This window comes from Desulfovibrio sp. DV (assembly GCF_001936595.1).
Classification (GTDB): Bacteria; Desulfobacterota; Desulfovibrionia; order Desulfovibrionales; family Desulfovibrionaceae; genus Solidesulfovibrio.
Genome location: NZ_MLBG01000022.1, coordinates 19,118 through 40,348, shown reverse-complemented (window position 1 = coordinate 40,348; position 21,231 = coordinate 19,118). Strand labels below are relative to the sequence as shown.

The 21,231-nt window shown below is 62.3% G+C and carries 24 protein-coding genes, 1 tRNA gene and 1 pseudogene; 8 read left to right on the top strand and 18 right to left on the bottom strand.

From position 1 onward, the window contains the following. Nucleotides 1–8 precede the first annotated feature (8 nt). The 7 genes from DVDV_RS07645 to DVDV_RS07615 all read right to left on the bottom strand — a co-directional run bounded on the left by DVDV_RS07645 (nucleotide 9) and on the right by DVDV_RS07615 (nucleotide 5,521). Nucleotides 9–269, bottom strand: a complete 261-nt coding sequence (locus DVDV_RS07645; RefSeq protein ID WP_075354091.1) for a hypothetical protein — start codon at nucleotides 267–269, stop codon at nucleotides 9–11. Nucleotides 270–378: 109 nt separating this feature from the next. Next, on the bottom strand, nucleotides 379–642 hold the full coding sequence (locus tag DVDV_RS23890) for a TrmO family methyltransferase (protein ID WP_368482912.1): 264 nt from the start codon (nucleotides 640–642) through the stop codon (nucleotides 379–381). Nucleotides 643–882: 240 nt separating this feature from the next. After that, on the bottom strand, nucleotides 883–1,734 hold the full coding sequence (locus DVDV_RS07635) for a DMT family transporter (RefSeq protein ID WP_075354090.1): 852 nt from the start codon (nucleotides 1,732–1,734) through the stop codon (nucleotides 883–885). 5 nt (nucleotides 1,735–1,739) lie between these two features. After that, the gene (thiL, locus tag DVDV_RS07630; protein WP_075354089.1) at nucleotides 1,740–2,702 is read right to left on the bottom strand and encodes a thiamine-phosphate kinase; all 963 of its coding nucleotides are present in this window, start codon (nucleotides 2,700–2,702) and stop codon (nucleotides 1,740–1,742) included. Nucleotides 2,703–2,779: 77 nt separating this feature from the next. After that, nucleotides 2,780–3,712 carry a carbohydrate kinase family protein gene (locus tag DVDV_RS07625; RefSeq protein WP_075354088.1) on the bottom strand — a complete coding sequence of 311 codons (933 nt, stop codon included), beginning with the start codon at nucleotides 3,710–3,712 and terminating at the stop codon, nucleotides 2,780–2,782. 30 nt (nucleotides 3,713–3,742) lie between these two features. Next, nucleotides 3,743–4,063 carry a divalent-cation tolerance protein CutA gene (gene cutA / locus DVDV_RS07620; protein WP_075354087.1) on the bottom strand — a complete coding sequence of 107 codons (321 nt, stop codon included), beginning with the start codon at nucleotides 4,061–4,063 and terminating at the stop codon, nucleotides 3,743–3,745. 39 nt (nucleotides 4,064–4,102) lie between these two features. Next, nucleotides 4,103–5,521 (bottom strand): sigma-54 dependent transcriptional regulator, encoded by a 1,419-nt coding sequence (locus DVDV_RS07615; RefSeq protein WP_075354086.1) that lies wholly within the window; start codon nucleotides 5,519–5,521, stop codon nucleotides 4,103–4,105. 139 nt (nucleotides 5,522–5,660) lie between these two features. Between DVDV_RS07615 and DVDV_RS07610 the strand changes: the two genes are divergently transcribed. Then, nucleotides 5,661–6,110, top strand: coding sequence for a hypothetical protein (locus DVDV_RS07610; protein ID WP_075354085.1), 450 nt, complete (start codon nucleotides 5,661–5,663; stop codon nucleotides 6,108–6,110). On the opposite strand, the gene DVDV_RS07605 is transcribed toward DVDV_RS07610, so the two are convergent. The 3 genes from DVDV_RS07605 to bioF are packed head-to-tail and all read right to left on the bottom strand — an operon-like array spanning nucleotide 6,085 to nucleotide 8,632. Next, nucleotides 6,085–6,864 (bottom strand): methyltransferase domain-containing protein, encoded by a 780-nt coding sequence (locus DVDV_RS07605; RefSeq protein ID WP_075354084.1) that lies wholly within the window; start codon nucleotides 6,862–6,864, stop codon nucleotides 6,085–6,087. The two genes, DVDV_RS07610 and DVDV_RS07605, sit on opposite strands and share 26 nt — an antisense overlap. After that, on the bottom strand, nucleotides 6,855–7,457 hold the full coding sequence (locus tag DVDV_RS07600; protein ID WP_075354083.1) for an alpha/beta hydrolase: 603 nt from the start codon (nucleotides 7,455–7,457) through the stop codon (nucleotides 6,855–6,857). Before DVDV_RS07600 ends, DVDV_RS07605 begins: the two co-directional genes overlap by 10 nt. Next, nucleotides 7,454–8,632, bottom strand: coding sequence for an 8-amino-7-oxononanoate synthase (gene bioF, locus DVDV_RS07595; protein WP_075354082.1), 1,179 nt, complete (start codon nucleotides 8,630–8,632; stop codon nucleotides 7,454–7,456). Before bioF ends, DVDV_RS07600 begins: the two co-directional genes overlap by 4 nt. On the opposite strand from bioF, the gene bioA reads away from it, so the two are divergent. From bioA to DVDV_RS22170, 3 genes are all read left to right on the top strand, one after another. Beyond that, complete coding sequence (bioA, locus tag DVDV_RS07590; protein WP_254845301.1) at nucleotides 8,631–9,974, top strand: adenosylmethionine--8-amino-7-oxononanoate transaminase; 1,344 nt, start codon at nucleotides 8,631–8,633, stop codon at nucleotides 9,972–9,974. The genes bioF and bioA overlap by 2 nt on opposite strands. Further along, nucleotides 9,971–10,573 carry a dethiobiotin synthase gene (gene bioD, locus DVDV_RS07585; RefSeq protein ID WP_075354080.1) on the top strand — a complete coding sequence of 201 codons (603 nt, stop codon included), beginning with the start codon at nucleotides 9,971–9,973 and terminating at the stop codon, nucleotides 10,571–10,573. Before bioA ends, bioD begins: the two co-directional genes overlap by 4 nt. Nucleotides 10,574–10,680: 107 nt before the next feature. Then, on the top strand, nucleotides 10,681–11,610 hold the full coding sequence (locus DVDV_RS22170; protein WP_139311553.1) for a hypothetical protein: 930 nt from the start codon (nucleotides 10,681–10,683) through the stop codon (nucleotides 11,608–11,610). 221 nt (nucleotides 11,611–11,831) lie between these two features. On the opposite strand, the gene DVDV_RS07575 is transcribed toward DVDV_RS22170, so the two are convergent. From DVDV_RS07575 to murA, 3 genes are all read right to left on the bottom strand, one after another. After that, nucleotides 11,832–12,635, bottom strand: a complete 804-nt coding sequence (locus tag DVDV_RS07575) for a 2-amino-3,7-dideoxy-D-threo-hept-6-ulosonate synthase (RefSeq protein ID WP_075354078.1) — start codon at nucleotides 12,633–12,635, stop codon at nucleotides 11,832–11,834. A gap of 244 nt (nucleotides 12,636–12,879) precedes the next feature. Next, nucleotides 12,880–13,266, bottom strand: coding sequence for a hypothetical protein (locus tag DVDV_RS07570; RefSeq protein ID WP_075354077.1), 387 nt, complete (start codon nucleotides 13,264–13,266; stop codon nucleotides 12,880–12,882). Between the two features lie 20 nt (nucleotides 13,267–13,286). Next, a complete protein-coding gene (murA, locus tag DVDV_RS07565) occupies nucleotides 13,287–14,537 on the bottom strand; it encodes a UDP-N-acetylglucosamine 1-carboxyvinyltransferase (RefSeq protein ID WP_075354076.1) in 1,251 nt (416 codons plus the stop codon). A 153-nt stretch (nucleotides 14,538–14,690) separates the two neighbouring features. On the opposite strand from murA, the gene DVDV_RS07560 reads away from it, so the two are divergent. Together DVDV_RS07560 and DVDV_RS23275 are read left to right on the top strand one after the other, a co-directional pair. Continuing rightward, a tRNA-His gene (locus tag DVDV_RS07560) sits at nucleotides 14,691–14,766 on the top strand. A 347-nt stretch (nucleotides 14,767–15,113) separates the two neighbouring features. Next, the gene (locus tag DVDV_RS23275) at nucleotides 15,114–15,398 is read left to right on the top strand and encodes a hypothetical protein (protein WP_254845302.1); all 285 of its coding nucleotides are present in this window, start codon (nucleotides 15,114–15,116) and stop codon (nucleotides 15,396–15,398) included. A 72-nt stretch (nucleotides 15,399–15,470) separates the two neighbouring features. Here the strand turns inward: DVDV_RS23275 and DVDV_RS23270 are convergent. From DVDV_RS23270 to DVDV_RS07535, 5 genes and pseudogenes are all read right to left on the bottom strand, one after another. Then, nucleotides 15,471–15,518, bottom strand: a pseudogene (locus tag DVDV_RS23270) (dissimilatory sulfite reductase-asociated protein DsvD); the annotation flags it as partial. Between the two features lie 89 nt (nucleotides 15,519–15,607). Continuing rightward, on the bottom strand, nucleotides 15,608–16,771 hold the full coding sequence (gene dsrB / locus DVDV_RS07550; RefSeq protein ID WP_075354075.1) for a dissimilatory-type sulfite reductase subunit beta: 1,164 nt from the start codon (nucleotides 16,769–16,771) through the stop codon (nucleotides 15,608–15,610). A 16-nt stretch (nucleotides 16,772–16,787) separates the two neighbouring features. Beyond that, on the bottom strand, nucleotides 16,788–18,101 hold the full coding sequence (dsrA, locus tag DVDV_RS07545) for a dissimilatory-type sulfite reductase subunit alpha (RefSeq protein WP_075354074.1): 1,314 nt from the start codon (nucleotides 18,099–18,101) through the stop codon (nucleotides 16,788–16,790). Nucleotides 18,102–18,535: 434 nt separating this feature from the next. Next, nucleotides 18,536–18,931: an OsmC family protein gene (locus DVDV_RS07540; RefSeq protein WP_075354073.1), complete on the bottom strand. Its 396-nt coding sequence runs from the start codon at nucleotides 18,929–18,931 to the stop codon at nucleotides 18,536–18,538. Next, nucleotides 18,928–20,019: an MSMEG_0567/Sll0786 family nitrogen starvation N-acetyltransferase gene (locus tag DVDV_RS07535; RefSeq protein ID WP_254845300.1), complete on the bottom strand. Its 1,092-nt coding sequence runs from the start codon at nucleotides 20,017–20,019 to the stop codon at nucleotides 18,928–18,930. The genes DVDV_RS07540 and DVDV_RS07535 overlap by 4 nt, the downstream gene beginning before the upstream one ends. A 107-nt stretch (nucleotides 20,020–20,126) precedes the next feature. On the opposite strand from DVDV_RS07535, the gene DVDV_RS07530 reads away from it, so the two are divergent. Both DVDV_RS07530 and DVDV_RS07525 read left to right on the top strand, forming a co-directional pair. Further along, nucleotides 20,127–20,483 (top strand): CidA/LrgA family protein, encoded by a 357-nt coding sequence (locus tag DVDV_RS07530; protein ID WP_075354098.1) that lies wholly within the window; start codon nucleotides 20,127–20,129, stop codon nucleotides 20,481–20,483. Nucleotide 20,484: 1 nt separating this feature from the next. Continuing rightward, entirely contained in the window at nucleotides 20,485–21,180 is a 696-nt protein-coding gene (locus DVDV_RS07525) for an LrgB family protein (RefSeq protein WP_175577078.1), read from the top strand. Nucleotides 21,181–21,231 lie beyond the last annotated feature (51 nt).

The window sequence follows — 21,231 nt, the reverse complement described above, 5'->3', positions numbered from 1 at the left end:
CGGGCGGGCTAGGCGATGCCGTAGCCGCTGATGTGCTTCATGTATTCGTCGACTTCGTGGGACAGATGGACAAAGAGTTTGCTGACACCCTTGTCCGGTTCCGAGCCGATCTTGCTGAAGATGTTGCCGGCCTTTTTATAGGCCTCCTCGAAAGCACTGTCTTCCAGACCGCACAGTTCCTTGGCCTCGTCGCGGCTCAGGTAGCCGGTGTGGGCGAAATAGGCGCAGATGACGGCATTGACTTTTTTCACATGTTCTTTCTTCGGCATGGGCGACTCCTTATGGATGCAAGCGTGCAGACGTTGCCCCATGATAGGTCTTTTTTTTCTATGATAGCAAGTCTTGGCTGGCAGTCCATTTGTTTTTGCGCCCCCCCGGTCAGCCTTTGCCGCCGCGATCAGCCAGGGGCTTGATGTCGATGACCGGTGTTGCGTCCAGGGCTTCCAGGGCGCTGAGGCCAATGACGTTGCCGGCAATGGACGTAATGCGCACCTGATGCAGGCCGATGGGATTGGGCCGGTCCGGGGAGCGGGTGGAAAACACGCCGGTCAGCGGCCGGCTCAGGTCGTGGCGGGGGTGGACGGCCTGGCAGGTGCGGTCGGCCAGATGCAGCCAGGTGAAAAGGAGTATCTCCTGGCCCACGGCCAGATCCCTGGCTGCCTGCCCATAGGCCGCATCAAGGACGATCTCGGCCGGGGGGCGTTGTCGGTTTCAAATTTCGGGGCCGTGGCTTTGTCGGTGAGCGGCGAACGCACCACGCCGATGACGGTGAGGCCAAGATCCATGGAAGCCTCCTTGGGCTGACGCTTTTTTTAAATAGAATAAATTCAGTTAATTGGCTTTGTTTTCGCCTGTGCCGATTGTCGGGACTGCGAGGCGGGGTCAGCTGCGCCGGGTGGAGCCGATGTAGATGCCGGCCAGGGCCAGGGCCACGCCGCACAGTTCCACCGGGCCGGTGGTCTTGCCGAAAAAACTCACGTCCCAGACATAGGACAAGGTGGGCTGCAACAGCAGGATGAGTCCGGCCAGGGCCGGGCGGACGCCGGCCAGACCGGTGGAAATAGCCAGCCAGCCGATGCCCTGGCCGATGACGCCAAGGCCCAGGAGGGAGAAAAGGCCGGTCGCCGTCGGCAGAACCAGACTGTGGCCCCCCAAAAGGACCACCGGAGCAAGCAGGACGGCCCCGGCCAGGGACAACACGGCCATGGCCGCCATGGGGCCGGCCCGGCCGCCGTCGGTGACGGCTTTTTTGAGCGTCAGGATGAACAGGCCGTAAAAAACGGCCGTAGCCAGCCCGTACCCCACGCCCAGGCGGAACTCCGGGGTCTGCTCGGCAAAGCCGCGCCCGACGACCAGATAGAGGCCGGCCACAGCCAGTCCCATGGCGGCCAGAAACCCGGTGCGGGGCAGGCGGCGGGCCTGGATCGCAGCCACGATGGTGATGAGGAAGACCTGGAAATTGCCGACCAGTGTGGCCAGCCCAGGCCCAATATAATTGATGCTGGCGTGCCAGCACAGCAGATCGGCGCAGAAAAAAACGGCGCAGGCCAGGGCCGGCCAGGCGAGGCTCCGGCGTACGGCCGACAGGTTGCGGGTGGCGGCCAGCATGACGAGCAGGGTCAGGCCGCCAAAAAACATGCGGTAAAAGGCCGACACCGCCGGGGGGACGCCGGCCAGCTTCACGAACACGGCCGAGAAACTGATGATGACCGCGCCGAAAAGAAGTTGTCCCATGGTTGTCAGCCGAAGTGGTCGAAGCCGCGTTCGTTTATGGGCGCGCCGTTTAAGGTAAATCCGGGTTTGGTCGTCACCCGGCCGATGGGGCTGGCCTCGGGCAGGGCGGCACGCAGGGCCGGCAGGGCGGCCGGGGCGACGGTGGCGAGCAGCGCATAGTCCTCGCCGCCGAAAAAGGCCACTTTCTCGGGCGGCCGGCCATGGCCTGCGGCGTGGGCCGTGACCTCCGGGTGCAGGGCAGCCGGTGGGAAAAAGAGGTCGGCGCCGCAGCCCGGCGGCAAAAGGCGCGGCAGATCGCGGGCCAGCCCGTCAGAGACATCCATGCAGGAGGTGACGCCGGGGAGGGCGGCCAGGGCCAGGCCGGCTTCCAGGCGCGGGACCGGAGCCAGGTGGGCGGCCACGGCCGCCGGCCAGTCGGCTGCCGCTGCGGAGCCGTCTTTTTCCAGCACCGCCAGTCCCACCCGGGCCAGACCCAGGTGGCCGACAGCCACCAGCACGTCGCCGGCTGCCCCGGTCGCCCGGGTGAGCAGGCGTCCGGACGGGCCGGGTGCGCCCCAGACCGTGACGGACACGGCAATTTTCTCCCCCTTGGACAGGTCGCCGCCGACCAGGGGGACGTTGTGGCGGATCGCCAGGGCGGCCATACCGGCGAGAAGCGCGTCCCAGTAGTCGCGGTCGGCGTCGTCCGGGCACACGAGGCCCAGCACGAAGCCGGCCGGTATCGCGCCCATGGCGGCCACGTCGCTGACATTGACGGCCAGGGCCTTGGCCCCGATCTGGCCGGGGGTGAAATAGCGCCGCCGGAAATGGACGTCCTCGACAAAGAGGTCGGTGGTGACGCAAAGCTGTGCCGGGCAGGCAATGATGGCGGCGTCATCGCCACGCGGCAGGACGATGCCTTGCCCGGTGCGGGGGAAATGGCTGTCCAGCAGGGCCAGGAAATCGTCTTCGGAAGTGATGCGGGCCATGATAGAGGGGGTTCCTTTGGCCGGGGACGGGCGGTTTGCCGGCGCGACGTCCCCGGTGTGGAGCGGTGGCAGGCTGGCTACAGGGGGCCGAAGGCGGCGGCGTAGCGGTCGCTAAATTCCTGCCAGGTGAACTGATGTTCCTGGGTGCCGTGCTTTTCCACGGCATAGGCCGCCGAGACCGAACCGAGGCGGGCCGCCTCGGCCGGAGTCTTGCCCAGGGACAGGCCCTTGATAAAGCCGGCCCGGAAGGCGTCGCCGGCGCCGGTCGGGTCTTTGACGTCGGCCACGGGGCAGGGCGGGATGACGATCTCGCTGGCACCCTGGCGGATGACCGAGCCGTTTTCGCCAAGGGTGGTGATGACCGAGCCGGCCCGGGCCACGATCTCGGCCTGGGTCAGACCCGTGGCATTCTGGATCATCTGCAACTCGTAGTCGTTGGAGATGAGATAGGTCGCGCCGGTGAGCATTTCGGTCAGCTGATCGCCGGAAAAGGCCGGGATGTTTTGGCCCGGATCGACCATGCAGGGGATGCCCTTGGCCTTGTAGCGGCGGGTGAAGTCCTGCATGTCCTCGAGGTTGCCCGGGGCGAGCACGGCAAAGGTGTCGGCCGGATCGCAGTCGTCCACCGGATACTCGGCCCGATGCTTCATGGCTCCGGGGTTAAACCCCGTGATCTGGTTGTCGGACTTGTCCGTGGTGATGTAGGCCCCGGCCGTGAATTCGCTGTTGACCCGGCGGATGCCGTCCAGGGACAGGCCGCAGTGGCGAAGCCAGGCTTCGTAGGCGGCGAAATCCTTGCCGGCCGTGGCCACGATGGTCGGCGTCTCACCCAACAGGCGCAGGCAATAGGCGATGTTGCCGGCTGTGCCGCCGAACTTCTCTTCCAGGCCTTCGACCAGGAAGCAGACGTTTAGAATATGAATCTTGTCGGGCAGGATATGGTCGGCAAAGCTGCCCGGAAAGCTCATGATGCGGTCGTAGGCCAGGGAGCCGGAAACGAGAATGCGCATGGGTGGCGTCTCCTTCATGCGGTTGTGGGGTCAAAGCGGGGCTGTTTCATCGTCGATCCAGCGCAGAAAATCGGGCAACCCGCCGGTGATGGGCAGGGTGACGATGCAGGGGACTTCGTAGCTGTGCAGTTCCCGGACCCGCTCGGCCAGGGCCGTTGCCAGGGTGTCGCGGGTCTTGGCAATGAGCACGGTTTCCTCAGCCGTCTCCACCGCCCCTTTCCAGCGGTAGATGGAGCGCATCCCGGGCAGGATGTTGGCGCAGGCGGCCAGCCGTTCAGCGACCAGGGCGCGGCCGATCTGTTCGGCCTGCTCGACGGACTCGGTGGTGATATAGGCAAAGACGACGGCCATACAGACTCCGGGGACGTTGGCGCAGCGCGGCCGGGCTTATCAGGTCCGGGTGGGGATGCCGTGGATGCGCAGGTAGCGGTACAGGCTTTGCTTGCCAAGTTCGGACAGTTCGCAGGCTTTGTGGATGTCGCCGCCGGCCGTCTGCATGAGCAGCTTGAAATAGCGGTGCTCCACATCCTTTTTGTAGTCGTCAAAAGGAGTCAGCACCAGTTCCGGGCCGGACCCGCCCTGTTCCTGGACCGGGAGCATCTCGTTGTCCTGGGCGGTGATGCCTTCCTGGCGCCGGCCGCTCATGATGCGGATGCGGATTTCCGGGGGCAGGTGCTTGGGATAAAGCGTTGGCTCGTACTGGGCGCGCACGATGATGTTTTCCATGAGATTGACCAGTTCGCGCACGTTGCCCGGCCAGTCGTAGGCTTCCAGGCTGTCGAGGAACTCCGGGGAAAAGCCCTTGAGCGGCACCTTGTACTTCTTGCAGAAGGCATTCATGTAGTAAATGGCCAGCTCCCGGATGTCCTCGCCGCGATAGCGCAGGGCCGGGATATTTAGGTGCATGGTGCGCAGGCGAAAGAGCAGGTCGTTTCGGAAATCGCCGGCAGCCACCAGGGTTTCGAGGTCCTTGTTGGTTGCGGCCACCAGCCGGAAATCGCTGGTCTCTTCTTCCTTGGCCCCGACCGGCTGGAAACGGTGTTCCTGGAGAACGCGCAAAAAGGCCTTTTGCTGGGAAATGGGCAGCTCGCCCACTTCGTCGAGAAAAAGCGTGCCCTTGTCCGCCTGCTTGATCAGCCCTTCCTGCTTTTTCTCCGCACCGGTAAAGGCTCCCTTGGCGTGGCCAAAAAGCACGGATTCGATGAGGGTTTCAGTCAGGCTCGAGCAGTCGACCACGACAAACGGCCCGTCGGCCCGTTCGCTGTTGTCGTGGATGGCCCGGGCAAAGAGTTCCTTGCCGGTGCCGGTTTCCCCGGTAATGAGCGTATTGGCGTCGGAGTTGGCGGCCTGGGCCACCAGATCAAGGCAGCTGGCCACGCGCGGGCTGTTGCCGATGATGCCTTCGCGCTTAAGCGCCACAGTTGGGGGGCGGTGGGCGAATTTTTCCTTGCGGTACTGCAGGGCGCGGATAAGGGGCAGGGTCATGGACTCGGCCGTGGCCGGCTTTTCGATATAGTCCCAGGCCCCGTTTTTAATCGCCAGCTCCGCGCCGTTGGGATAGCTCGCGCCGGTAAAGATGATGACTTCCGGGGCGCGTTCGCGCTCGGTGATCTTGGGGATGGCAATGAGGCCGTTGCCGTCGGGCAGATCGACGTCCAGATAGAGCACGTCGTAAAATTCATGGTCCAGGGCATCGAGGCCTTTGGCCAGGGTCGGTTGGGCGGTCACCTCGTGGCCCATGCTCTCGATGACCAGTTTGCACACCTCGCGGATATGCGTGTCGTCGTCGATGACTAAAATCTTCGCCATGCCCCCTCCCTGTCTCGGCAAACGTCAAAGCTGTAAAGTGTCGTGAAGGTTTTGTCGAGACAGGCCGGAGGCGGGCGCGACGGTATTTGACGCAGGGGCGGGTGATTCATAGAGTGGCCGGGAAAACAAGGAGGCGGCCATGACCGATGAGACCCCGACCCAGACGGATGCGGCCCCGCAGCGCAAGCGGCCCATTCTGGTCTGGATCATCTTTTTATTCTACCTGATAAGCAGCGTGCAGGTGATCGTGGCCATGTTTTTCATCTCGGCCGGCGGCGTGGACATGGCCCCGGAGCAGCAGGCCTATCTGGCCAGGTTCACGGCCCTGGACCGGGTCATGGGCTATGCCAACGCCGGGCTGAGCCTGATCGGCGTCTCGCTTCTGTTTTCCCTGCGCCGGCAGGCGGTCAACGTGCTGGCCCTGGCCTTTGCGCTGAATCTCTTTTCCACGGCCGTGGTCTGGTTCAAGACCGACCCGGCAGCCGTGACCAGCCCGACCGGCCTTATGGCCCAGGCCCTTGGCATAGCCATGTTCGGACTGGTGGTCTTTTACGCCTGGAGACTCAACAAGCGGGGGCTGCTGGCCTAGAGCCGGCCACCACGGCCACGTGGTAACTTGCCGCCACGCCCCCGCCAGCACCAAAGTGCGCCTCATAATACTGCACGAATTCCCGGTATCGGGCCGGACTGGCCTCGCGCCGGCCGGCCGTGTGGGTCACGCCGGCACCCTTGAGGCTTTTTAAAAGCGCCCGCACGCTGTCGTGGACAACCGTGTGCCGCGTCTCCTTGATCTGCCAGACCACGCCGGGCAGGCTTTGCAGCATGTCCCGGTAATACGACGCAGGGTGCATGGGATAGACCGAGCCAAAGCCCGTTACCTGCGACGCCTCTTCCAATTCCCCCAGCGTCCCGGCCACGTACACGGCCAGGGCAAAGCTGCCGCCGGGCCGCACCAACGCCACATTGGCCGCAATCGAGGCGGCCGGATCGGCATACCAGTGCATGGCCGAGGCCGAAGCCAGGAAATCAAACGTTCCCGGGGCAAAGGGGACGGCCTCGCCATTGGCGGCCAGCCGGCACACGCCCGTTGGCAGGGCGGCATGGCCAAGCATTCCAGGCGAGAGATCCAGGGCCACGTAGAGCCCGCCCGCAGCCAGACGCGGGGCAAGCTGGCGGGTAAGCAGGCCGCTGCCGGCCCCGATTTCCAAGACCCGGCCGGTCAGGCGCGACGGACACAGCCCGGCCAGATGCGTCGCCACCACGGGCTGGACCTCGGCTGCAGCCTCGTAGCTGGCCCCGGCCCGGTCGAAACGGCGGCGGATGTCGGCAACGGTCAGGGCCACAACAGGCTCGCCAGCAGGTTCAAATCCGGGAAATGCCCGCCGGGATGGACGCGGTGCGCGGCTTTGGGCAGGGCGGCCAGGGCTTTGTCCACGGCGGCCGGGCGCACGATGCGGTCGGTTTCGCCGGAGACGACGATGACATGGCCGGCGGCAACGGGCTCGGCTTTGGCCTCGGAAACCAGCAGATAGGCCAGGGCGTCGCCAAGCGGCCCGGCCCAGGCCGGATTCCAGGCCGGCTGGCCGGCAATGCCGCAGTTTTGCCAAAAGCCGCGCACCGTGGCCTCGGGATCGACGGCCAGGCCGGCGGCCATGGCCCGGGTCAGGCGCGGCGGGAAGCAGTCGGCAAAGCGCAGAAACGGGGAGAAAAGCACCACCCGTTCAAAGCGCGGCAACAGTTCGGCCGCGTGCTTGAGGATGATGTGCGCCCCGGTGGACCAGCCGCCAAGGACGCGGGCCGGGTTGGCGCGCATAACGGCCAGCATGGCCGCCTCGTCGCCGTCAAGAAACGGCGCGGCAAACTGCCAGCGCCCCGAAAGGCCGGGAAAGAGCGCCTCGGGACCGGCAAAGCCGGAGCAGAATACCACGTCGGTCATGGGAAAAAGGAAACCCGGAGCCTGGAAAAACCGAGGCGGATGCGTTTGACGTCGTCGTCGGTGAGATCGGCCCGAAGCGACAGGCGAAGCCGGGCCGAACCCTGGGGAACGGTCGGCGGACGCACGGCGGCGACCAGCAGGCCCTCGGCCCGAAGGAGGGCCTGGGCATGCAGAGCCACCCGGTTGCGGCCGCAGGCCACGGGAATGATCTGGGTGGTGGAACCCATGGTGTCAAAGCCCAGGCTGTTTAAGTGGTCGCGCACTTCCTTGGACAGGCGCATAAGCCGCGCCCCCAGGCCATGGTTGGACTTGATATGGCGCAGGGCGGCCAGGGAGGCGGCCAGCACGGCCGGCGGCAGGGCCGTGGAAAAAATGAACGAACGGCCCCGGTTGCGCAGGAGTTCGATGGTCTCCACCCGGCCGGCCACATAGCCGCCAAGCGATCCCAGCGCCTTGGAAAGCGTCCCCACATGGACGTCCACGTCGTCGGACAGCCCAAGGGCCGCAGCCAGTCCGCGCCCCCGGCCGAGCACGCCCATGGCGTGGGCCTCGTCCACAACGATGAGCGCCCCATGGGCTTTGCCAAGCTCGACCAATCGCGCTAAGGGGGCCACGTCGCCGTCCATGCTGAACACCGTGTCGGTGACGATGATCTTTTTTTCGACCATGGCCTCGCGGGTAAGCAACCGTTCCAGATGGGCCATGTCCAGATGGCGGTAACGCACCAGCCGCGCCCTGGACAGCAGGATGCCGTCGATGATGCTGGCGTGGTTCAAGTGGTCGGAAAAGACCACGGTGCGCCGGTCGGCCAGGGCGGAGAAAACGGCCAGATTGGCGGCATAGCCGCTGCCGGTGACCAGGGCCGCTTCCTGGTATTTGAAGGTGGCCAGCTCCGCTTCCAGGGTTTCGGCCAGGGCGAAGTTGCCGGTAATAAGGCGCGAGGCCCCGGACGAGCAGCCGTGGCGGGCCAGACCCTTGGCCGAGGCCTCGATGAGTTCGGGGTGGCTGGAGAGGCCAAGATAGTTGTTGGAAGCGAGGTTTAAAAGTCTCGTGCCCGAATAGAGGACTTCCCGGGCCGCGCCGTCATCGACTGGCGGAATGGTCCGATAGCTGTCCGAGTTGCGCAGCGCGGCTGCTTCGGGGACGATGTATTTACCGAAAAAGGATGTGCTCATGTCTCACGTTGTCGGGAAGGAGGCCATGCGGATCTGGCATCCGTGTACCCAGATGAAGGACCACGAGAACCATCCTCCCGTCTTTATCGACCGGGGTCAAGGGATTTACCTCTATGACCGGGAGGGAAGGGCCTATATTGACGCCATTTCTTCGTGGTGGGTCAACCTGTTCGGCCATGCCAATCCGCGCATCACCCGGGCGGTGGGAGAGCAGTTGGCCCGCCTGGAACACGTCATTTTCGCCGGCTGCACCCACGGCCCGGCCGAGGAGTTGGCTACCCGTCTCCTGGCCGTGGTTCCGGACGGTCTGACCCGGGTCTTTTTCGCCGACAACGGCTCCTGTGCCGTGGAAGCGGCGCTCAAGATGAGCCACGCCTCCTGGCGCAACCTGGGCCACCCGGAGAAATGCCGGTTTATTTATCTGACCAACGGCTACCATGGCGAGACGGCCGGGGCCCTTGGCGTGTGCGGCGATGCGCTGTACGCCGCGCCCTTTGCCCCGCTGGTTGTGCCGCAAATCGAGGTGGCCGGGCCGGTGTGCCATGCCTGTCCCTGCGGCAAAACCCGCGAAACCTGCCAGGCCGAGTGCTTCGGCCCCATGCAGGCGGCCATCGAGGCCAACGCCGAGGTCCTCTCCGGGGTCATCATCGAACCGCTGGTCCAGTGCGCCGGCAATTTCCACATGCACCCGCCGGCCTATCTGGCCCGGCTGCGCCAGGCAACCGCTGCCGCCGGCTGCCACCTTATCGCCGACGAGATCGCCGTGGGCTTTGGCCGTACCGGCACCATGTTCGCCTGCGAGCAGGCCGGCGTGTCGCCGGATTTTATGTGCCTGTCCAAGGGCATCACCAGCGGCACGTTGCCGCTGTCGTGCGTCCTGACCACCGACGCGGTCTTTGACGCCTTTTACCACGACTACGCCGAGGACAAGGCCTTCCTGCACAGCCACAGCTACACGGGGAATCCGCTGGCCTGTGCCGCGGCCTGCGAGACGCTGCGCATTTTCGAAGAGGACGACGTGATCGCGGCCAACAAGCCCAAGATCGCCCATCTGCAGGCCGCCGTGCGGGAACGCTTTGCCGGGCATCGCCATGTGTCCGACATCCGCTCCACCGGCTGGATCACGGCCGTCTCCCTGGCCGCCGACCCACAGGCGGGCACGGCCTTTGACTGGCGGGAGCGCACCGGGTTTCGCATCTACCGCGAGGCGATAAAGCGCGGGGCCTGGTTGCGAAACCTGGGGGACATGATCTATTTCATGCCGCCGTACGTGATCACTTTGGAAGAAATCGACAAGCTGGCCGACATCGCGTTCGATGCGGTCGAGGCGGTGCTCGGATGACGCGCTATTTCATTACCGGGACCGGAACCGGCATCGGCAAATCGTATTTTTCGGCCCTTTTCGCCCAAAAGCTCCAGGCCGAGGGCCGGACGGTGCGCTACGTCAAACCCGTGGCCACGGGCTATCCCGAGGATGACGACGCGGCCTTTGTGGCCAGGCAGGCAGGGCTTGCTCCCGAGGATGCGGTGACGCTTTATACGGCCGTCGAACCGGCCTCGCCGTGTTTCGTCTTTGACCCGTTTCCCTTTGCCGAATGCGTGGCCAGGATCGAGGCGTTAGGCGCGGACCGCGACGCGCTGCTGGTCGAAAGCGCCGGCGGTCTGGCCGTGCCGCTGGGCCAGAGGCGCTACAACTACCACTTCGCCCTGGAATTGGGCCTGGAGGTGATCCTGGTCGTGCCCAACCGTCTGGGCTGCCTGTCCGACGCCATTGTCTACGGCCATTTCGCCAAGCGCCACAAACTGGCGCTGTCGGCCATCGCCCTAAACGACCATTTCGCGCCAAGCGCCCGCGAAGCCGACCGCAACGCGGCGGTCATTGCCGAGCAGTATACGAGCCAGACGATCTATCGGTTTGACGCGGCACTGAGTAATTATTAATGGGGCTCAGCCTTGACGGCAGATTATTCGTTGGTTTATATAAATGACAAGAGTGGGTGGTTAGATGGTTTATGACGAAGCAGCAGTAAAAAACGTAGGAGGATTGTGTGGAAGAATCGTCGCCTCAGAAGCTGAAGAGTTTGATTGTTGATATATCTGTTGGTGTGTCTATTTTTGTATTTGTTTGTTTCGCATCGTATAAATTGTTTGTTACGCAATTTAATATTGTATTTGATTTTTCAAGTCTGTTGTCGCTGGTGTTGGCATTGTTTTCAATAGCTCTATCGGCTCTTTTTTATTTTAAGGCCACAGAAACTAGTAATACATTTTATAATAATACTTATAAGTTTACTAAGGACATTGCTGAATTGCTTGTTAGGATAGAGAGTGGATTTGGTGAGAGGCTTAGGCATCTTGATGAAGGATATAATGCTATGTGTGCAAATATTAATATGCGACCAAACTTGACGCAATTGCAAGATATTCGGCAAGAAGTAGAGGAAAGCAAAGAGGAGTTGAAAGGAAAAGTTGAGGAACGTACAAAGATCATAGAAGAATTGGCTGATAAGGCAAGGCTTCAAGAAGAAGAAAAGCAGAAATTTATAAATGAAATTGAGTTAAAAGACAAAGAACTCGATCAAAAGCGTGCAGAACTCGCTCGTTTGATTAAAAAATTAGACAATCTCACGCAGTCTTCAAATGATGAATATGACCAAACGAATGCCATGACGTATGAAGACGGGCCTTGTTTTAATACAAAAATGGCTGGAAATTTAATTAGAAAAATTATCGTTCCGACGATGAGGCAACAAATGGGGGAAAAAAATTTTTACACTGTTAAGAGCTCCTGCTTGGGAGATGAATTCCAGCAGCTATTGCGTAATGGTTTATTTTCTAAAGATTCTATTGATTTGTTTCAAAGAAATGGGATTGTCGACGATGATAATGAAATTACACCGGTTGGGATTTCTATGTTGAAGCGCAGCAGAAATAATAGTAATGCATATGCATTTTATAGACTGGCTGCCGACGATTAGATACTTGTGTTATTATTGCATGTTTTGTTTATTCTTTTGAGTGTGTCATTTTGCATAAGATGATGTATGGTTTCCCAATGGCAGAGGAGTGGTCTTTCGCCCTCCTCTGCCATTGTTAATTGGGCACCTATGTTTACCTCGTATCAGAGGGAGTCCTTTGCGACTCTACCTATTGAGGCTGATATGATAAACATCCCATGCCCGAAGTGCTATTGAACTCGTTATTCCCCCCGTCCGAGCATCGCCATGGCCGCGTCCACGCTTTTGCCTTCGTGGACAATGGCCGTAACGGCTTCCAGCAACTTGGCCGGGTCCGGGTCTTGGAAGATATTGCGCCCAACCGACAAGCCGGAGCCGCCGGCCATGACGCTGTCGGCGATCATGGTCAGGAAGTCGCGCGTGGTATCGGTCTTGGGGCCGCCGGCAATGACCACCGGCACACAGCACCCGGCCACCACCCTGGCAAAGCTGTCCGGGTCGCCGGTGTAGGGGACCTTGACGATATCGGCCCCGAGTTCGTTGCCCACCCGGGCGCAGTGGGCCACCACGTCGGCGTCGAACTCGTTGGAAATCTTCGGACCCCGGGCGTACATCATGGCCAGGACCGGGATGCCCCAGGACACGGCCGCCTCGGTGACCCGGCCCATGTCGTCGAGCATCCGGGCTTCGGTGGCGTCGCCGAGATTGACGTGGACCGACACGGCGTCGGCTCCCAGGCGCATGGCCTCTTCCACCGTGCACACCAGGGTCTTGGCGTTGGGAAAGGGGGACAGGCTGGTGCTGGCCGAAAGATGGATGATGAGCCCGACGTCGCGGCCCCGGGCCCGGTGGCCGCAGCGCACAACGCCCTTGTGCATGAGCACGGCGTTGGCCCCGCCGGCCACAATGTTGGTCACGGTCTCGCGCATGTCGGCGATGCCCTCGATGGGGCCGACGGTGACGCCGTGATCAAGCGGCACAATGATGGTGCGGCCGGTGTCGCGGTTGATGATGCGCTCAAGACGGATGGATTTGCCGATGGTCATGGTCATTCTCCCTGGCGGTTGTCGCCTGGAGCCGGGACCCGGCAGCGCTTATGAAAAAGGGCCGCCGGGCATGTTGCCCGCGGCCCTTGTCGGCGGAGTTTTGCGGTGTGGCCCTATCTGGCCCCACCACCCGCCAAGCCGCGAGCGCGAAGGCCGTAATAATAATACGGTCCGAAAAAAGCGATGCGCGTGGCGGTCTGACGAGTCTGCATGGGCCGAATCTAAACGCAAACCGGGAGGCCCGTCAAGAGCCGGTATAGCCCGACGGGGGCAGCACCGGGGGAGCCTCGGGCGCGACCAGCCCGTCCTGCAGTATGATCCGGGCATCTTCCCGGGGACCGGCTCCGGGAACCATGCGGTTGTCGCCATCAATGCCCGGGGCCACCTGCCAGCCTTTCTGCCAGTGACCGGCCTGTCCCTCGTAGCGCCGGGCCGCGTCGCAGCGGCCGGCGCAGGGCGGGCAGGAGGCGTTGCACAGCTGGCTGGGTATGATGTCGGTGGCCGTTCCGGTGTCGATGACGCAGACCTCGCGGCCGGCGGCGTCCACACAGGTGAAAAGGCCGTAGGCCTGGGCCGGCCCGGCCAGGGCCAGGCAGGCGAGGGCAACCAAGGCGCGAAAGACTGACGGCATGGCGACCTCCGTGGCGGATGTCAGGCGATGCGTTCGATATCCGCCCCGACGTTACGAAGTTTCACTTCCATGGCCTCGTAGCCCCGATCCAGATGGTAGACGCGCTGAATGAGGGTCTCGCCCTGGGCGGCCAGACCGGCCAGGACCAGCGAGGCGCTGGCCCGCAGATCAGACGCCATGACCGGTGCGCCGGCCAGGCCCTTGGCCCCCCGGATAAAGGCGGTCTGGGAGGAGATACGGACCTGTGCGCCCAGGCGGACCAGTTCTTGGACGTGCATGAAGCGGTTTTCGAAAATCGTCTCGCGAATCGAGCTCGACCCCATGGCCACGCACATAAGCGACATGATTTGCGCCTGCACGTCGGTGGGGAACCCGGGATAGGGCTGGGTGGCCACATCCACGCCGATGAGCTGTTCGCGCCGGCGCACCACCACCCCGGCGTTGGTGGCCTCAATCGCAACACCCATCTCCCTAAGCTTGGAGACCACCGCGTCGAGTTCCATAAACGGGCAGCATTCCAGGCGCAGTTCGCCGTCGGTGATGGCCGCTGCGATCATATAGGTGGCGGCCTCGATGCGGTCGGGCATGACGCTGTAGACGCCGCCGCCAAGCTGCGGCACCCCTTCGATGGTGATGACCGAGGTGCCGTGTCCGGTGATTTTAGCCCCCATGGCATTGAGGAAATCGGCCAGATCGGCCACTTCCGGTTCGCGGGCGGCGTTTTCCAGCACGGTCGTGCCCTGGGCCAGGCTGGCGGCCATGAGCAGGTTTTCCGTGCCGCCGACGGTCGGGAAGTCGAAAAGGATCTCCGCTCCGGTCAGGCCGTCGCAGCGGCCTTCGATATAGCCGGCCTCCAGGGTGAAGGTGGCCCCCATCTTTTCCAGGGCGGTCAGGTGCAGGTTGACGGGCCGGGCCCCGATGGCGCAGCCGCCGGGCAGGGCCACCCGGGCGCGGCCGGTGCGGGCCAGAAGCGGGCCAAGAACGAGGACCGAGGCGCGCATGGTGCTCACCAGATCGTAGGGGGCCTCGGGATTGAGTGCCGCGGACGGTTCCATGGTGACGGTGTTGCCCTCGAAGGTGGAGGGACAGCCGAGGATGTCGTTGAGTTTGAGCGTGGTGTGGATGTCGCGCAGGCGCGGGACATTGTGGACCACCGCCTGCTTCGTGAGCAGCGGCGCGGCAAGGAGGATGGGCAGGGCGGCGTTTTTCGAACCGCTGACCCGAATGGGGCCATGAAGGGGCTTGCCGCCCCGAATGAGCAGTTTATCCATGAAAAGATCCTTAGCTGGTTTGGGTAGGAGTGGCAAGAAACGGCGGGTGACTTGCCGGACAACGATAGCGCGGCCGGTCCTTTTGGGCAAGTGAGGGAAAAACCTGTTGACAGTTGGCCGGCTGTTGGTTAAATAGCTCCTTCTTCGTCAGTGGTGGCTGTAGCTCAGTTGGTAGAGTCCCAGGTTGTGGCCCTGGTTGTCGTGGGTTCGAGCCCCATCAGTCACCCCAGTAATTTTCCTTGAAAAAGGCCCGGTTAACCACCGGGCCTTTTTGTTTTGCTGGTCTCATGCCTTGCAACTCCATGCGAAATGACCGAAACGCATATGGACACGGTGCCTCCGGCGGCCAAAGGGACTGACACCCTTTGGGAACCCATCTGGGGTTCGTATGATTGGACCGGGTGCGTTGCCAAGTCGAGACGCGAAAGTTGCTTTTTGAGCTTGACGGGAGCCACCATTGCTCCGGCGAGCCGGGTGGATCTTCCCCGCTCTGCTGTCGGAAAGACATGCCGGCCAGATCGTCAAGGCTTGCCGGGCGCAGCAAATGCATAGCAAATTTCTATCTTGGAAGGCTGTATGAAAACACTCATTCTGTTCGTTGTGTGTGGTGTTCTTTATTCAGGCATTGCATATGCAGGAAATCAACCTGATGCCGCTCCGAAGGTTGGCAATGACGATAAGACAACCGGCCAGTCAGGACTTAAATCCTCTCCCCGGTTAAACTATCGCAGCAATGGACAGGCCGATGAAAATAGTGCGCTTAACAAGCTTAAGCCAATGTTGAATCAAGTGTTGGGAAGTGGGCAAAACGGTCAGGCCGGCGGTGCTGAAATCCCTGGCAGCGCCAAGTACAGTTTTTAAGTGGTGTTGTTCTGATGGCCTGTAAGAAAGGATTTTTTTCAATTCACGCTGCATTTTGTTCGGGCATATCTTGCAGAAATCGCTGAAGTAACATTTGGACTTGCCCGTCTTTCCCGTCACAAATTCAAGACCTGCTTTTTCCCGGAAGACATGCCGTCTTCTCCCTGGAGTGATCCGGGCGGGGATCGCTCCCCGCCCGGAAGTTGTTATTACGCCTCGACGTGCTTGGTGAACTTGAACTGGGTGCTCTGACGCCACGTGTAGTAGGCCGGATCACGGAAGTCGTCGATGCAGTGGTGGGTGAATTCCAGATCGCACAGCTCGAAGAACTTCTCCCAGCCAATGCGCTCGGCCCATTCGCCCAGGCGCTCGTACTTGCGTGCTTCCCTGGCATACACTTCGACAATCTGCCGGATCATCTTGGACAGCGTCGGCCAGCGGGGCGGCTCGTTGGGGATAAAGGCCACAACGACTTTGGAGAACTTGGGCATGGAGATGCGGTTGGACACCTTGCCGCCGACCATGAGCACGATGCCGTCGCCTTCGCCGGAAGCCAGCGGCATGGCCGGGCACATGGTGTAGCAGTTGCCGCAGTACATGCAGCGCGAGGCATTTACAGCCACGGAGTTGACCTTTTTGCCGTCGACTTCGACCTTGACCGGCTTGATCGCCCCGGTCGGGCAGGAGGACACGGCCAGGGGCACTTCGCAGATGTTGTCCAGGCGGTCGTGCTCGACGATGGGGGGCTTGCGGTGGATGCCGACAATGCCAATGTCGGAGCAGTGCACTGCGCCGCACATGTTGAGGCAGCAGGCCAGCGAGATGCGGACCATGGCCGGCAGGGTCATGGACTGGAAGTAGGCAAACATGTCGTCCATGACGGCTTTGACCGGGCCGGAGGCGTCGGTGGCCGGGGTGTGGCAGTGGACATACCCCTGGGTGTGGACGATGTTGGAGACGCAGGCGCCGGTGCCGCCGACCGGGAACTTGAAGCTCCCGCCAGCGAACTTGCGGGAGGCAAGATCCTCCAGCAACGCTTCGACGGCGGCCTCGGTCTCGACCATAAATTCCACGTTGTTGCGCGTGGTGAAACGCAGATGCCCCCCACAATGCTTCTCGGCGATGGAACAAATCTCGCGGATGTGCGTAACGCTCATGAGCCGCGCCCCGCCGGCCCGCACGGTATAGACCACGTCGCCGGACAGGCCGACATGCTTGAGCACGCCGGGCTTTATGATCTCGTGGTAGTCCCACTGGCCTTTGTTTTTCTTGATGACCGGCGGATAGAATTCCTCGTAATGGCGAGGACCGATGTCCGTGATCCGGTTTTCCATGGGCTTGTCGGGATTGTAGCCGGAAGAGATGAATGCCATTTCCTGTGTCCCCCGCTTATCGCATGTGTCTTTGGCGGTAGGCCGCCTCGTCGTGGGCAAAACCGCCGGGCACTTCCTCTTCTTTGAAGAAGATGTACGGATTGGAGCGCGGTTCCTTGACGTGTTGCGGCATGGCCTTGATGTTGGTGACCTCGAGCAGCTTCTGGAAGGACAGACGCTTCATGGTCTCGCCTACGCGCTCGCGGTTCTTGCCTTCTTCCATCCACCAATCCCAAATGTTTTCGATGACTTCCTTGATCTCGTCATAGGGCTTTTCCACCTTGACGAAGGGGACGAGCAGCGAAGACATTTGCGCCCCGTCCAGGATGGGGGCCTTGGCTCCAAGGAGGATCGTAGCGCCGGTATCTTTGCCGATTTTCACAGCCGCCGGCATGGTGTTGATGCAGTGCATGCACCGGGTGCAGTTGGCGTTGTCGATGGTCAGCTTGGTGCCGTCGTAGCTCATGCAGCCGGTGGGGCAGCGGTCCACGATTTCCTTGACGATGTCGAAAGCCCCCCAGTCGCGACCGGAGTGGGAGCCGCCGCCCGGCTTGAACTCGCCGGCGACATAGGCTTTGACGCGCTCCTGGTCGATGCGGATGTCGTCCTTCCAGGTGCCGATGACCGAGAAGTCGGAACGTGCGATGGAGCAGACGCAGCCGTTGGGGCAGCCGTCGAATTTGAACTTGAATTTATAGGGAAAAGCCGGGCGGTGCAGCTCGTCCTGGTAGTCGGTGGTCAGGGTGTGGCACAGATCCTGGGTGTCGTAGCAGGCGAATTCGCAGCGCGAGCTGCCCAGGCAGTCGGCCGGGGTGCGCAGGTTGCCGCCCGAGCCGCCGAGGTCGGTGCGCATGGTGTGGGAGAGCTCGTAAAAGACTTCTTCGAGCTGGGGCGTGGTGGTGCCAAGCAGCACGATGTCGCCGGTTGAGCCATGCATGTTGGTCAGGCCCGAGCCGCGCAGCTCCCAGATGTCCATGATGCCGCGCAGGTATTCGGCAGTATAGTACTTTCCGGCCGGCTGGTTGACGCGCACGGTGTGGAAGTGGGCAACACCCGGGAACAGGTCGGGCTGATCGCAGTAGCGCCCGATGACACCGCCGCCGTAACCGAAGACGCCGACGATGCCGCCGTGCTTCCAGTGGGTTTCCTTGTCCTTGTAGGACAGTTCCAACACGCCAAGCAGGTCGTCGGCGCAATCCACCGGGATCTGGTAATCCAGCCCCTCGGGATTGGCGCTGCGATGGGCGGCCTCCTGCTTGATGTCAGACACGAAGCTGGGCCACGGCCCTGTTTCGAGCTGATCGAGCAGGGGGGTCTGGTGTTTGGACATGAGCGTTCTCCTTTCGCGCAAGCGAATGGTTAAGCGTGTTGCGGCCGGGAAGGGCGGGCCTTGCCGCCTGGGCTTCCCGACCGCTGTATCCCGCAGCAGGCGGTCCACCGGTATGCCCCTGCTCCGAAGATGGTGACACCGGATGGCCGGGCGCTGCTGCGCCAGGTTTGAGCAGGGGCCTTAGCAAGGACGATGCCGGGCGTTTCCTGCCATTGCCGAGGCGCTTGTTTTCATGAAATAGTAATTTATTTTAAATGAATACAAGAAATCGGGAGGACGTCCGACCGGCTGTGCCGACAGACATCCACCCGATTGGTGAGGGGGGACAATTGAATATCGTTGCGAGCCAAGAAAGTTCAGGGTTTATAACGAAATTTCGTTGATGAGATGATTCTGGCGCTGGCAGCAACAGTAAAATGTCAGAGTGGAATCTGCTAAACCGGCTCAACAGATGCAACTTCGACCAGAACCGGTGTCAATAAGCTGTTGGGCACAAAGCAGTACCGGTCAGCCAGGCGAACAATGCTCTCCAGGAGTTCCTGGGGAAAGGCGGCTGATACGCGAATAACAATCTCACCGAAGCAAAATGCCTTGGCGTCTTTGACGCCGGATACCGCAAGGGACAAATCCTCGATCGTCTGCCGTCTCCGGGCGGCCACGTAGCGGATGGCCTGGCCAAAGTAGGCGGCCACGGACCACAGGAGCAGTTCGCTTGGCATGGGGCCCAGGCCATTGCCGCCAAAGTCCGGAGACTGGTCCGAGACGGCGGTGTGCAGGTCCGAGGTCAGCGTGAAGGCGGTCTCGCTTAAGGGGACGGCGGTAACGATCACAAGTCCCCCTCGCGCAGCTTTTTTTTCATAATCTGGTGCTTTTTGCCCTGCAGCAAAAACGGTTTCCCCAGGCGCACCCAGCCGATGCGCTGGAAGAAGCAGACGTTTTGGAATTGCACCGTGGCCAGGAAACGTTTCACGGTGGGGTTTGCCCGCATGAGTTCCACGGCCTTGTGCACGAGCAGCGCCCCGATATTGACGCCACTGCGAAATTCGGGCCGCACGGCCAGCCGGCCGCCGTACCATACGCCGCCCCGATGGCGGTAGCAGCGCACCACCCCGGCCAGACGTCCGGCCACCAGGGCGAGAATGGGGAGGGCGTCCGTATCATGGGCGTCGCGGTCGCTGACCGGGAAAATCCCTTGCTCCGACACGAAGACTTCGTGGCGCAGGCGCAGGTATTCCTCGATTTCGTCCGGAGTCTCGGCCACCCGTACGGTCACGGCGGCGGCATCGGCCACAGCCGCAGGAGCAGCTATGGCCGCCGGCTTCGGGGGGAGCGGAGACTCGGTGAACTGGAGCAGGGAGCAGGCCCGGCAGCGCACGCAGCCGGCCGTGCTGTGCTCGGCGGCCAGCCCCTGGTCGGTCAGCATCTTTCCCACCGCCCGGTACATGCCGCCGAGATACTCCGGATCGACCGGCCTGGCTTCGGCCAGACAGGAATCGAGCAGGGGGCGCAGCGGCACCACCACGGGATAGACGCCAAGGGCTGCGGCGCGGCGGCAGCCGTCCAGGGTGACCTCCACATCCTCGCCCAGGCCCAGGATCACGTAGGTGCTGACTTTGTTGCGGCCAAACACGGCCACGGCAGCGGCAAAGGCCTCGAAATAGGTCTGCAAGTCCACTTCGGCCTTGCCCGGGGGCATGCGGCGGCGCACGGCCGGATTGAAACTCTCCACATGGATGCCGACGTCGGTGACGCCCATGTCCCGCAACCGGGCGTAGAGGCCCTGGTCGTGCAGCGGTTCGAACTGGATTTCCACCGGCAGTCCGGTGGCAGCCACAATGGCGGCGGCGGACCGGCCGAGATAGAGTGCCCCGTCGTCGGGGCAGGCGGTGGTGCCGGCGGTCAGGGTCACATGGCGCACGCCGTCGAGATCCCGGGCGGCCAGGGGTTGTCCCCAAGAGCCGGCCGGCGTATGGAGCCGTGCGCCGGGAAAAGTTCCATCCCCGGCGGCAAAGCAAGGCGGGAACCATGCGTATTGTGAAGTATCTGGGACAGCTTGGCATCCTGTGGGGCGTGTATCTTGCCGGCCGGTGGCTCACCGAGGCCCTGGCTCTGCCTGTGCCGGCCAATGTGGTCGGTGTGGTGCTCTTGTTTGCCCTCTTGTGTCTGGGTGTGGTCAAGCTTGATTATGTGGCCGAGACTGCAGACTTCCTGTTGCGCCATCTGGTCTTTTTCTTCATCCCCATTGCCGTGGGACTCATGGACTGGGGCGGTGTCTTTTACCAGTACGGATTCGTGCTCCTGGCCGCAGTGGTGGTCAGTTCGGTGCTGCCGTTTTTTGCGGTGGGCTTTTTGACCTTGTTTCTGCACCGCAGGAGAGCCTGAGATGGACAATCCGTTCCTGCTGGCAAGCTTTATTGTCCTGACCGTGGCCACGTATCTGGCCTGCCGGCGGTTGTATCTGACGGTCAACCACCCGTTGCTCAATGTCGTGGCCTTAAGCGCCGGCATCGTCATTGCGGTGTTGGTCGCCTGCGATCTGCCCTACACCGTCTACGCCCCGGCCCGCGACGTCATGACCGCGCTGCTCGGTCCGGCGACGGTTGGTCTGGCCGTGCCGCTCTATCGCCACCGCCGTCTGCTGCGCAGCCACGGGCTGGCCATTGTGGCCAGCGTGGGACTTGGGGCCTTTCTGGCCATGCTGTCGGCCGGGTTGATCGCCAGCCTGGGGGGACTGCCCCGGGAGGTGGTGGTCTCCATCCTGCCCAAGGGCGTCTCCATTCCCTTTGCCGTGGAAATTTCGCGGATTTATGAGGGGATACCGGCGCTGAGCGCCGCTTTTGTGGTGGCAACCGGCACTCTGGGGTCGCTTTTTGGCGGGTGGTTACTCAGCCGCGTCGGCATCGGCCATCCCGTGGCCCGGGGGTTGGCCCTGGGGACGGTGTCCCATGCCCAGGGCACGGCCACGGCGCTCATGGAAGGCGAGCAGCAGGGGGCCATGGCCGGGCTGGCCATGATCTTGGCCGGCATTTTCACGGCCGGCTTTGCGCCGCTGGTAGTGCGCCTGCTTGGCCTGCTCTGAGCAATTCGTGCCGGCGTTCCGGTCTGCCGACAGCTCCAAAAGCACGCTTCT